Origin of the sequence: Flavilitoribacter nigricans DSM 23189 = NBRC 102662, from assembly GCF_002646595.1 — a bacterium.
In the GTDB taxonomy this organism is placed as follows: domain Bacteria; phylum Bacteroidota; class Bacteroidia; order Chitinophagales; family Saprospiraceae; genus Flavilitoribacter; species Flavilitoribacter nigricans.
This window is the reverse complement of the sequence record NZ_PDUD01000020.1, coordinates 243,522-255,788: the sequence shown is the minus strand read 5'-3', so window position 1 is coordinate 255,788 and position 12,267 is coordinate 243,522. Positions and strand designations below refer to the sequence as shown.

The 12,267-nt window shown below is 51.0% G+C and carries 10 protein-coding genes; 4 read left to right on the top strand and 6 right to left on the bottom strand.

All coding sequences use genetic code 11. The annotated features are described in order from the left end of the window. Positions 1-17: 17 nt before the first annotated feature. Together CRP01_RS15070 and CRP01_RS15065 are read right to left on the bottom strand one after the other, a co-directional pair. Complete coding sequence (locus tag CRP01_RS15070; protein WP_099150886.1) at positions 18-701, bottom strand: hypothetical protein; 684 nt, start codon at positions 699-701, stop codon at positions 18-20. Then, positions 701-1,039, bottom strand: a complete 339-nt coding sequence (locus CRP01_RS15065) for a hypothetical protein (protein WP_099150885.1) — start codon at positions 1,037-1,039, stop codon at positions 701-703. Before CRP01_RS15065 ends, CRP01_RS15070 begins: the two co-directional genes overlap by 1 nt. A 212-nt stretch (positions 1,040-1,251) precedes the next feature. On the opposite strand from CRP01_RS15065, the gene CRP01_RS15060 reads away from it, so the two are divergent. The 4 genes from CRP01_RS15060 (at position 1,252) to CRP01_RS15045 (ending at position 5,593) form a co-directional block, all read left to right on the top strand. Continuing rightward, positions 1,252-3,084: a M23 family metallopeptidase gene (locus CRP01_RS15060; RefSeq protein ID WP_099150884.1), complete on the top strand. Its 1,833-nt coding sequence runs from the start codon at positions 1,252-1,254 to the stop codon at positions 3,082-3,084. 291 nt (positions 3,085-3,375) lie between these two features. Continuing rightward, positions 3,376-4,137, top strand: a complete 762-nt coding sequence (locus CRP01_RS15055) for a Bax inhibitor-1/YccA family protein (RefSeq protein WP_099150883.1) — start codon at positions 3,376-3,378, stop codon at positions 4,135-4,137. 128 nt (positions 4,138-4,265) lie between these two features. Further along, positions 4,266-5,261, top strand: a complete 996-nt coding sequence (locus CRP01_RS15050; protein WP_143473394.1) for an SAM-dependent methyltransferase — start codon at positions 4,266-4,268, stop codon at positions 5,259-5,261. Beyond that, positions 5,258-5,593, top strand: coding sequence for a TraR/DksA family transcriptional regulator (locus tag CRP01_RS15045; protein WP_099150881.1), 336 nt, complete (start codon positions 5,258-5,260; stop codon positions 5,591-5,593). Before CRP01_RS15050 ends, CRP01_RS15045 begins: the two co-directional genes overlap by 4 nt. 419 nt (positions 5,594-6,012) lie before the next feature. Here the strand turns inward: CRP01_RS15045 and CRP01_RS15040 are convergent, their stop codons facing one another. The 4 genes from CRP01_RS15040 to CRP01_RS15025 form a co-directional block, all read right to left on the bottom strand. Continuing rightward, complete coding sequence (locus CRP01_RS15040) at positions 6,013-8,394, bottom strand: TonB-dependent receptor (protein WP_099150880.1); 2,382 nt, start codon at positions 8,392-8,394, stop codon at positions 6,013-6,015. Positions 8,395-8,724: 330 nt separating this feature from the next. After that, the gene (locus CRP01_RS15035; protein ID WP_099150879.1) at positions 8,725-9,318 is read right to left on the bottom strand and encodes a hypothetical protein; all 594 of its coding nucleotides are present in this window, start codon (positions 9,316-9,318) and stop codon (positions 8,725-8,727) included. Between the two features lie 212 nt (positions 9,319-9,530). Beyond that, positions 9,531-11,213, bottom strand: a complete 1,683-nt coding sequence (locus CRP01_RS15030; protein ID WP_143473393.1) for an STN domain-containing protein — start codon at positions 11,211-11,213, stop codon at positions 9,531-9,533. 18 nt (positions 11,214-11,231) lie between these two features. Continuing rightward, positions 11,232-12,176 carry a FecR family protein gene (locus CRP01_RS15025; RefSeq protein ID WP_170110380.1) on the bottom strand — a complete coding sequence of 315 codons (945 nt, stop codon included), beginning with the start codon at positions 12,174-12,176 and terminating at the stop codon, positions 11,232-11,234. Between the last annotated feature and the right edge of the window lie 91 nt (positions 12,177-12,267).

Here is a 12,267-nt window from a genome sequence, read left to right as displayed (position 1 = left end):
CTTCCACGCTATACCCGTTACTCCGCCGCTTTTCCCAAACGATACCCCACTTCCAGGAACAGGAGATGTCCCCGGTCTCCCCTGAAGGCATCCAGGCGGGAGAAGTTGGTCAGTCCCGCTTCCAGACGAAGCGCGTAGGAAAACCGCCCGAAGTAACTGCTGAATTCCACCGGCAGGAACAATACCTCCGGCGCAAGTGCGTAATTCCTTTCCTTCAAAGCGGTGGTCTGTCCCCGCACTTCCAGTTTCCCGAAATCCGTAATGGAGCGGAAAGTGTAACGGGTTCCCAAGCCCACGCCCATCGCATAGTGTGAACCCAGCAACCACTGCCAGCTGGCCTGTAAAGAGGCGTTGAGATTGGTGTTGATCCCGATCACGCCCCCGAGCATCTGCCCGTTCTCATCGTGAAAGATCACCGGATGGTCGTAAAAGCGCGACCGCTGCAAATTGAGCTGATAGCGGAGTCGGTAAGCGCCCATACGCACCGTGGTGTAGGAAACGCCTCCGCCGAAACCGCCGACCAAAACGCCCCGCCCCTCATCCCCGGAATACCAGAGGATGGGATACTGGCCCTGAAGTTCGTTTCCGGTAATGAATGTCTCGTTTCCGTTCAAATGGACCTGCCAGAGTTGTGCCTCCAGGGCCGATGCCCAGGCAAATACCAGGATAAACGCCGGTAGCAAAAAGCTTAACCTCTTCATTACTGCGCTTTTACAATGGGTTGGATAAATACCGAATTACCCACTCGTAATTCGGCGTAATAAAGTGCCTTCGCCCGGCCGGTCATATCCACCCGGATCGAAGTCCCGGGAGCCGGGTCTTCCCAGACCATGATGGGCTGGTCTTTACCGTCGAGAATGCGGAATTCCGTAGCGGTACCGGCCGGAAAGCTGTTTTCCAGGTGTACGGCAAAGTCTTCCAGAAACGGATTGGGAAAAACGGTGAAGGGTGGAACGGGTACACTTTCGATCTCTTTATTGCAGGCTGGTCCCGTCAGCCCAAGCAGAACGATCAGAGCGGCAAGCGCCTTTTTTCGCATGGATAATCAATTTATAAGGGTTTAAATTTCCCTGCAAATCTAAATGCGTTTCCAGCACATTTGCCCAAGTATTTTCTATCGTTCGTCGATTATTTTCAAGGGAGTTCCGGCCCTTTTTTGAAAAAATTTGAAGTTGGTGGGTACATCTTCTGCCTGCCGGACACATCCCATTGAATTTCCTACTAAAACTACAAAAACCAAAACCCGGAACCATGAGAAAGATATCGTTCCTATTCGTATGCCTGTTAGGCATCAGTTTTTTGAGTTCCTCATCCCTATCGGCCCAGATCCGTCGGGCCCAGGCCATTCAAAGGGTTTCCCCCGCCCAGCAAGGTGATCCGGAAGATGATTCCGATGCTGTATTTTACCGTTCTCTTCCCCCGATGCGGATGGACATCCCCCAGGGAGAAGACGGCCATGACCATTCCGAAGAACCCCGTTTAAATATCCGGCTCTCCAAAGCCCGTCCGGCGCAAAGAATGCCCCAAAGATCCACACTATGGAACAGCAACGCATTTCAGACCGGAAACGCACAGGTCGTTTCGGAAGCCAATTTACGGACCACCTACCGCACGTATTCCGGCAATAACTACTGTGCAGTCCCCATCGTTGAACCCGAGCTGGAAGCCGTCTACGCTTCGGCCAAAGCCCACATGCCGCTCTACGTCCCTTACCGCCACAGTAAAGTGACCGTCTGGCAGGGTTTCTACTACAACTGGGATAAAAAACACGGCGCCATCGACTACGGTAAAAGCAGCGTAGCCAACGGCGAGGATCCCACCTTCGGTGTATACTCGATCGCCGACGGGAAAGTGATCGATGTAAAATGGAGCAACGGCGGAGGTAATGTCGTCACCATTGAACACACCGCACCCAATGGTTTTAAGTACCGGAGTACCTACCTGCACCTGCGTAACGGTTTCACGCATGACATCAACAAAGCCAAGCAATCCCCGAGCAGCAAGTATAAAAAATTCGCCTACAAGCCTAATCCGTCCACCCTTTGCTGGGGTAAGGAGTCCCAAAAGATCAAAGTGTCCGTGGGCCAGACCGTAAAAGCCGGTCAAATGATCGCATGGACCGGTAATACCGGATCCGGCGGCATCGGGATCATTCTCGACGACAACGGAAACTTCAAAAATCCGACCACTTCCTTCAACGTACATATCCACTTTGAACTGCGCATCAAGGACAACAATGGCAACTGGGTAAAAGTAGATCCCTACGGCGTATACAACAAGAAGAGCGGTATCGACTGCTACGACCTGGATTCCGAAACGCCCTACGCCCGCCTGTTCGCTCCTTTTTATCCCAGCTTCCACAACGTACCTCTGCAGTATGTGAATCAATACTGGGGCTACTATACCGGAATGGGTATGGCCCTCCAGACGATCAGTATCGATCGGAACAGCGGCGGCAAGTTGATGGCATCCGGCTCCTTCCAGTGGGGACTGCCCAACTCCTGGTACGCCCGCTTCTACATGAGCGCAACGTCTTATCAGAACTACTTCAATCAGTATAACAGTCAGGGATTCCACCCCCGTCAGATCCAGGTTTCCAAAGACAGTCAGGGCAATCCCCGCTTCTCGGTGATCTGGGCGAAAAACAAAGCCGGTGAAGCCTACGCCAGTTTTCACAATCGCGACGACAACAACTTCGGTTCCCTCTGGAACAACTACGTAAAGACCAAAAAATGGAAGCTCGGCGAGCACGTCACCTATACCATGGGCGGCAAGCGCTACCACGCCGGAGTATTCACCAATAAGAACAATGGATTTTATGCCTACTACGGCATGTCCAGCGGCGCTTTCAACGATAAATTCAAAGAATTGTACAGCAAGTGGCAACTGATCAGTATGCACGTCAACGGTAGTACGGTCGGTGGCCTGTGGATGCCTAAGAGTGATAATTATGCGGCTTATTACGGTTTGACGCCCAGCGCTTACCAGTCCAAATTCAATCAATTTTCCGCACAGGGTATGCGACTCTACAAATTACAATCCTACAATAACTCGACCCGGTTTGCCGCCATATGGGTAAAATAGCTCGTGGGTAATTCCCATCCATAGATCCCCAAGACCTGACAGTGCACACTGTCAGGTCTATTTTTTTTGCACGCGAAACCATTTAGTATTATATTTGGTTCTAGCTAATGCCGGCAACGGACCGGCAGCAAATTTTGACACAAAGCCGAATTTCAGGATGAAACCATCGGCCATGCTTAATGGTTTTATATATTAATGTCGGCTTTTGGTCGGACGTTCTCTCCCGGCAATTGGCCCGGGCTTATATTGTCAGTGATATCCGGACTTACCGGATTTACAAAAAAGAATTAAATGAGTAGACGAAAAGGATTTTTTGAATCGCGCAATCCTGTACTCCAGGAAGAAGCTTTCCAGAAAGCAAGTCACGAGACGCTCGACAGCGGGCTGATCGTAAGAGGTGAAAAAATGACCGTCCAGGGGGCGATCAACAAAACCTTCATTCTGGCGGGCATTATGCTGCTGACCGCCTGGGTCGGCTTCACCAACCCCAACCCCATTTTCATCTGGGGCGGCGCTATTGCCGGATTTATCGTGGTGCTTATCGCTTCCAGCCGTCCGCACCTCTCTCCTACCCTGGCCCCGCTTTACGCCGGTCTGGAGGGATTGTTTGTCGGCGGGGTTTCCGCGATGTACGCCCAGTTTTTTGACGGAATTATCTTTCAGGCCGTGACCCTGACGATGGCAGTTTTGTTTACCATGCTGTTTATCTATAAGGCCGGCATCATTAAGGTGACGAATAAACTGCGTTCCGGTATCTTTATGGCTACCGGGGCCATCGCTTTGGTTTACATTGTTAATATTGTACTAAGCCTGTTCGGTATCAACATGCCGTTCCTGCACGACGCCTCTCCCATTGGCATCGGCATCAGTTTGCTGATCATCGGGGTTGCCGCGTTCAACCTGCTGTTGGATTTCGACAACTTCGAGAAAGGGGAACAATACGGTGCCCCGGCCTATATGGAATGGTTCAGCGGTATGGGACTGCTGATCACCCTCGTGTGGCTGTACGTTGAAATACTCCGACTGGTTGCGATCTTTTCTTCCAGCGACTAGTCCGGATAAGATACTACTGTTTATTTAATACAAGAGCGCTGATTAGCCTGGCTGATTAGCGCTTTTTTTATCTTTTTTTTGCCGGGCCCAGATGGCTGATGCTTCGGTTCCGGTTCGTTTTGAGACTTATGAAGGCAAGATTTCAGGAGGTAGCTAAAGTGTTATTGGAAGAACCGGAGGATCTGGGAACCGCCTGGCGGGCCTGCAATCTCTACAAGGAACTGTTGCTGGAACTTTCCGAACTAGATCTGGAGACTGAAGCTGCCAGATACAATATCGCCCTGGCGCAGGGGATGGCCCTGGGTTCTACCTGGGCGGCTTATTGCCTGAATGACTTCTTACGTACCCGCCGGTTTATCAAAGGAATTCATACGGCTGTCGCCCATTTGCTGACCACCCGTAAAAACCGGCCGGTCCATCTTCTATACGCAGGTACCGGACCTTTCGCTACGCTGGTACTGCCCTTACTGTACTGTTTTCGGCCCGAGGAACTTCAGTTTACTTTTCTGGAGATCAATCCGATCAGTTATCACAATTTGCAAAAACTGCTGGAGCATTTAGATCTGATGGATTACGTCCGCAGGCTGGAACCGGCCGATGCTACGACCTACCGAATCCCCCCGGGAGAAACAGTGGATATCGTCCTCAGTGAAACCATGCAGGCCGGTTTGCGACGGGAGGTGCAGGTCCCCATTTTCTGGAACCTATTATCGCAGGAGGCAGCCAGGCAGGCGATCCCGATCCCCGAACGTATCGAGCTGTTTATGGGTGCCTATCGGTCCAATTATGAGCCGTCCGATAGCCCGCCAAAAGCCGTTAAATTCGGCAGTTATTTCCGGCTCGACCGCGACCATATTCCGGATGATCGATCCGGGGATACTCTTCCCTCCGCCCGGATAAAAGTCCCCAATAACCTGGATGATGGCTTTGATCAACTGGTTATCTTCACTGAAATTGATATCTTTCAAAAGCAAAGGTTGCGTCACGGAGATAGTGGCCTGACCACCCCTTTGATCATCAGGGATATACACCGCAATCCCGTAAAGGGACAGTTTATAAATATCCGTTATTACCTCCGGGAAGACCCCGGTGAATGCATTGAAATCACAAATGATCCGCTATGAATAAAGAAGAAAGGGCACTGCTTAAACAAAAGATCATAGATACCATTCAGCAAACCCGGGAAGAGATCCGGCATCTGGAGGATGCGACCCAGCCTATTGCTCCGGAAAACGCCATCGGACGGGTCAGCCGGATGGATGCCATCAACAACAAAAGTGTGTCCGAAGCTACCCTGCGCTCGGCCAAAAAGAAGCTCTCCAACCTGGAAGCCGCACTTACAAAAGTTGACTTGCCGGAGTTCGGAATTTGCGTTCGCTGCAAGCAGGCGATACCTCCCGCGAGACTCATGTTTATGCCGCAAAGCAACCGCTGTGTTCGCTGCGCCGAGCGCTAAAAGCATCCACGCTATTCGATTGAATATCTGATTTTAGTATATTTATATTCTTCTGTTAGTCAGAAATAATAATAATTTAGTTTGGCGGAACAGGAATATTTTATAGTTTTAGGGAGATTAATTATTTGTTAACAAAATTTATTTTGCCTAACTTTAGGTTCTAACAAACTTTCGATATCAGTTTCGCTGAATAAGCGCATTCATATGTAGATTGTTTTCATTTGGTTTTTTGGGGTTATACAGGGTACTACGTTTTGTAGATACCCTGCTTTTTTTTAGGGCGCGAAAATTGTCCCATTTTACTGGGTTTCAGCGTACATTTCCCCCCTTTCCACTCCTCATACCCGCAAAAAAACAGCCGCCAGACAGTCCACGGTTCCCCTTATACGAGGCCGCGAAATACCCGGCGGCTGTGTCCTCTAAAATTCTACCCGATAGGCAAATACCGGTAATAACCCCGTTTGGTAAACCGAGCGGATCTCCTGGGCGCTACTGCTGTAATACTGGCTGTAAATATTCAGATAGTTCGTCACATTTTGAATATCCAGCAGCAGTGCGTGGCTCATTTTCTGCGCATTGATCCGGTAGCTGATCCCAACGTCCAGTCTTTTGTAAGGCCAGTTTCGGGCGGCGTACGGCTGGTCCTGCCGGTAAACCGTATGTCCCTGATCGCGGGAGGCTTCCAGGTCGATCGGCGTGGAGCGACGGCCACCGGAGTAGATCAATTTGGCGTTGAATCCAAGAATATTGACCTTCTTTTTCCCTACCTTGAATTCCTTGCCTCCCAGCGCGACCAACTGGTAATTTCCGTTGAAAGCCGTAGAATACCAGTTGCCGTTCAGGGGCTGGTATTCGGACTGGTACAAAGAACCGGTAAGCAGGAAATAGTACTGATCGGCAAAGAATCTTTCCAGCGTTACATCGACCCCGTAATTGCGCCCGATCCCTTCATTGACCACTTCTTGCGCACCGATCACATCCCATACATCCGTAGCGTTGATCAGAGAGCCTAGCGAGGCCATATTATTCTCCACCGGGACGTCGAATAGATGCTGGTAATAAAGCTCGGTTTTCAGGCGCAGGTTCTCGCCCAGGCGATGGTCGTAAGCCAGGATCGCATGCCAGGCTTTGCTGAACTCCGTGTCTCTGGCCGGCACATGGCGACGTCCGCTCGGCAAGGTCCCGTCAAATAAATACAGCGCCAGGTGCTCCATTTTACTGTGCATCCCCAGAGCTGCGCTTACCTTCTGGCGGGAAGATAGCTGCCATTCCAGGGCAAAGCGGGGTTCCAGCGCCTGCTGGTGACTGAGCATCAGGTGGGAATAGTGCAGACCGGCGTTCATATTCAGGCGATCGTTAAAACGGTGTTTCCAGTGCGCAAAGGCCTGCATAAACTGGGTTTGGCCCGAATTGTCAAAATAACGGTGCAGTCCTTCGCCGTCGTCCTCATCGTAAACAAAATCAAAGGACAGGTGGCTGCCGATCAGTCCGGCCCGGAAAGAATTCCGGGCATTGAGTTTGAGATTGTAGGTACTGCTGATGCGGATGGAATTATTCGTGGAAGTGGTTTCTTCGTCAAGATGGCGCGTATAGTCCAGGGTATCATTCAGCCAGTACTCCCGGTCCAGGTAGCGATTGGAGGAAGCCACCAGCACCGTGCGGAGGAAACTCCGATCGGATAGCAGTATTCGGTGACTCAAGCCCACAGTCCCTACCTGCTGCTCTTCGAGGAATCCCCATTTATCATCTTCAAACTCCCATTGCTGCCGATCGGGTATCGGTTCGAAATACGACTGGTTTGACCCACCCAGACCAAAGAGGGAAAAAGTTCCGAATTTGGCGGTCGGCAGGTTGATGTTAAACGAAAGGTCTTGGTATTTTGGGAGGGCATCACCGGCGGGATTGAGTCCCAGTGATTGCAGGATCGCCAGGGTGGAATAGCGGTAATTTAGCAGATAGGACGAGCCGGCTTCCCGGCTGATCGGTCCTTCGGTGGCAACTTCCAGGCCCAGTACGCCGAGCATTACCGCGTGCTCCCGCTGCTCGTTATTCCCTTTGCGAAGATTCAGGTCAAAAACTCCGGAGGTGGCATTGCCGAATTCTGCCGGAAAGGCCCCGGTGTAGAAATCAGAATTGGTCAACATACTGCTGCTCAGCATGCTAATCCCTCCTCCGGAATTCCCCAGGGCACCGAAATGGTTGGGATTGGGGATCTCGATCCCCTCCAGCCGCCAGAGCAGCCCGGTTGGGGAATTACCGCGGATAATGATCTCATTATTCAGATCATCCCCACTGCCTACCGATACGCCCGCATAATTCTGGGCCATTCGGGCCGGATCGTAGAAACTACCGGCGTAGCGGCTGGTCTCTTCCACCGAAAAGGAACGGGCGCTCACGCTGGCCAGTTCATTTAAAGCTTCGGTTTTATCGTGCCGGGCGGTGACTACCACCTCTTCCATGGCGATCGCGGATTCTACCAGATCGAGGGAGAGTACCATTTCTTTTCCACTGGTCAGCAGCAGGCTATTGAGCAGCAATGGCTCGTATCCCAGGTAATTAACCGACAGATCAAAACGGCCGACCGGAACGGACTCGAAACGGAATTTGCCCTCAAGGTCGGTAACCGTTCCGATGGGGTCCGTCCCCGTCTGGAGGACTACCGTGGCCCCGATCAGCGGGGTCTGGGTATCAATATCGCGAACTTGTCCGCGAATGGTTTGCACATGGTTTTGGGCCCCTGCATTGGAGGCGCACAGGTGTAGCAGGCCCCCGAGCAGGAGCACAGTCAGAAAATTTTTCATTTTAGTCAGGTGATTTAGAAGTCGGGACAGCAGGATGCGGTGAATTTCAGGTGTAGTGCATCCTGCTGCTTAGAGCCTAACCCAAAGCCATTCTTTGGTCTTAAAATAACCATCTATGGAACCTCATTTCGTCATTTCCTCCTTCCGTAGCGCTGCTAGGAAACTCGAAAATAATTTCTTAAGAACTCAAATCTGGTCATTTTCGACAGCAAAAACGGTTGCTGGATCGGCTCTTAATTTGGATTAAAGGGGTGCGTTTTTAATTTGATCATTAGCAATTAAATAGACTTCCCAAGTCATTGATCAACAACTTAGAAAGTCTACCGGATATTACCATCTTTTGGAGCCGAACCAACCGAAGCGAAGGGCTACGCTCGCTACCGCTCCGCTGAAGTCATCATCGGTATATCCGCGGTTTTCGGAAGTACCGTTCACCCAGCGGTAACCGGCGGTGCCGGCGATGCGGAACCAGCGGGTCAGGTTGAGTTCGATACCGAGTTCGGGAGTCGCTACGAAGATCTTATCGATATCGCTGTACCGTTGGTTGTTGTCCTGGAGGTCAACATTCACGGCCCCCCACCCCAGACGGGTACTGGCGTACAGGTGCAGGATCTTGTAGGGACGCAGGGTGCCGCCCAGCCAAAACCCACCGTGGCCGATATTCAGTACTTCCACTTCTCCGTTGTCAAAGAGTTCCTCGAAATCAACGCTGGCGAGACCGTAACCACCCAGAAAGAAACTGTTGATCACGATACCACCGCCACCACCGACGGACGTATTCAAATTGTTATTAATGCCCATTTCCAGGATCGGCGCACCGAATCCGCCCACTACCCGGGCCCGGTTGAACAGGGTTTCGTGCTGGGCCATCAGCCCGGTAGAGCATAAAAGGGCCAAAATGATCAGATAACTATTCTTTTTCATGATTTACACTTTTTAAAAGACAGTGAAGGCTCCGGTCGGCCGGGTATCAATACTCCGGACAACTAAACTCAATTCACTGATTATCAGATGAATTATTATTGTTAGTTAAAAATTACTTGTACTGTTTGACTTGTTTTCACCGCTCATCTAATCGGGAACCGGATCGGCCGTTACCCGCTAAAAGAGGACTGTTGTGATTTCTGGAGAGTTGATCAAAAGCGGATACCTGCAATAAAACCGGTCCACATTTTCACATTGGTTCCGTTGTTGGTTTCATCGTAAAAAGTTTTGGGCATAATGTTGGACCCGTAAGTTCCGGTTTCCGGATCGTAACGACGGGAGATCATTACGTTTAGTACCGGGCCGCCGAACAGGCTGAGCCCGCTTCTCGGCCCCGTGCGAATGTCCAAAGTCAGTCGCGCCTGGTTCAACAGATTGAGCTCCTTGGTCCAGGATTCCAGTTCGTTGATATGAGTAGCTTCCAGTTCAAAGTTGACCAATGTGGTCCGGCCCAGGTCGATCACCGTACCGATCCCGTATCCGAGTCCCCAGCTACTGAATCGGCCGGTACGGATAGCGCCGTTTTCTTCGATCTCCCGATCATCCCAGCGGATGCCCGCGTGGAAAATATTATAAAAAGAACGTGCCCCGAGTTTGAGGGAGAAATTAGCGAAAAGGGTTTCACTACCCGCAAACTCCACTTTGTTATATCCGTGTTTTACAATATTGAGTAAGCCAATCGGCATTCCGGTGATAGTATCCGACACGTTGATCAATCCGATCTGAAAGCCGTCTACCTTCTTACCGACGTTCAGCAGCGCACTTACCTGTCCCCACTGGACATCTCCGGCCGTATTGAACAACGAACTGATCTGTGCTTTCACTTTACCGTTCGCCGTATTGAACAGGCCACTGACCTGGGCTGCATCGGCAATCCCGTTGGATACATTGAACAGGCCGCTCATTTGGAGCCCGTAGAAATCACCGCTCGATATATTGAACAGACCGGCCGTTTGCACCGCCTTGGTCTGATCACCGCTTACATTGAAGAGCCCGGCACCCTGAATGCCGTCCATTTCCCCACCGACCACATTAAAGAGACCACCGAACTGGGTTCCGATCACCCGGCCGCCAACGGTATTTCCCAAACCAGCGATCTGGGCTCCTTCCACATCATTCACTACCGTATTGAACAGGCCGCCGACTTCCAGTCCTTTCACCCCGCCGTTCTTGCCCCAGAATACATTAACGGACAGGTTATTGGTCACATCTTCGCTCCGTTCGGCATTGGTCCCCAGGAAGGACAAAAGCGAAATCTGGGCCAGCCTCTGGTCAAAGATCGATTTGCTGGGATCGTAGGATACATCCCGGATCTTGAACCTTTCGGGATCCAGATCGTAGACCTGGTCACCTCCCGGTAAAGACTTGGGTCCCCGGGTACCGATGTATTCCGGTCGTTGTACGGGGTCCCGTTTGGGCGGCTGCCGTTCCGAAATCCGTTCTTCCGGTTTAGGGTCCTGATAAAGGGGCGTGATCTGCGGTACGCTTTGCGGCAGCGGTTGGGATAAACGCGTTAGTTTTTCCTCATTGACCTTCAAAATGATATGGGAACCGATGGCCTTATATTCTACCTTAGTCGTTGAAAGCATGCTTTCCAGAGCGTAATCCAACGGCTTGTTAACGACCTGAACGGTTACTTTTTCATTGATGGGCACGATATCCGTACTGTAAGCGAACTGGATGTTGTATCCCGTGCTGATCTCCGTCAGAGCCGTTCCCAGTTTTGTTTCCTGGTAATTCAAAGTCACTCTTTTCTGCAATACCCCGTCCTGCCCGGTGAGTACACCTATGGTCAGGAACAAAAATGCAGGTATTAGGTAAGTTGACTTTATCATAACCAAACTATTTACCGATCAATTATTACAGCCTTTTCCGGTCAAAATGATCCGGTTTCCGGTCGTATCTTTTTCCAGATACAATTGTTCCGTCAAAAATTCCAAAGCTTTATCCAGGGTCGGATCTTTTAGTTTCGGAATACTGACGTTACAGGTCAGCGCGGCTTCATTTTCCGCGCTTATTTCCGTCCGGAAGTAATTATTGATGATCTGGAGCATTTCCCGCAGCGGTATATCTACTGCGTCAATTTCGTTTTTCATCCAGGCATTCGCATTATTTCCCAGACTCGTAGCGGCTTCTACTTTTTGCGCTTCTTTACTGAATACGGCGCCTTCATCTGCGTTCAGAACAATGCGGTCGCTTTCATCTTTTGCCTCTTTGAACTCCACCGTGCCCGAAACGACCATCACTTCTACCTTATCCTCTTCCGGGAAAGCCCGGACATTAAAGCTGGTACCCAGTACCCGGGTGACGGTTTCTCCTGTAAAAATCTCAAAGGGCCGGGCGGTATCTCTGGCCACGTCGAAAAAAGCTTCTCCCGTCAGACGGACTTTTCGATCCGTGAAATCCTCAAAGTAGCTCAACTGGCTGTTGGCGTTGAGGGTTACCCGGCTACTGTCCGGCAATACGATCTCTTTGGTCGTATCTGTACTGACTATGAGACGTTCCACCGGCTCATTAGGTTGCAGTAAAATCCAGGCAGCCACCGCAATCAGGGGCAAAAGTACAGCGGCGATGCGTAGGAAATCCCGTTTTATCGACAAAGGCCGGATTTTGGCTCCCGGAGACTGCGCTTCCGGCTCCTCCCGTGCAGGAGCGGGGCCGATCCGCGCCGAGACCTTGTTCCAGGCTGCTTTAGTATCCGCCTGAAACGGCCGGTCTGCATCTCCCGTCAGCCCCCACAGATGGATCATCTCGTCAAAGAAGGCCTGATTGGCATCACTCTCCGCGACCCATTCCATCAGCTGTCTTCTTTCTGTCGAATCAATATCACCAGAAAGATATTTGGCTGCCAGTTCTATGTATTTGGCATCTTCCATTGTATTACGATCC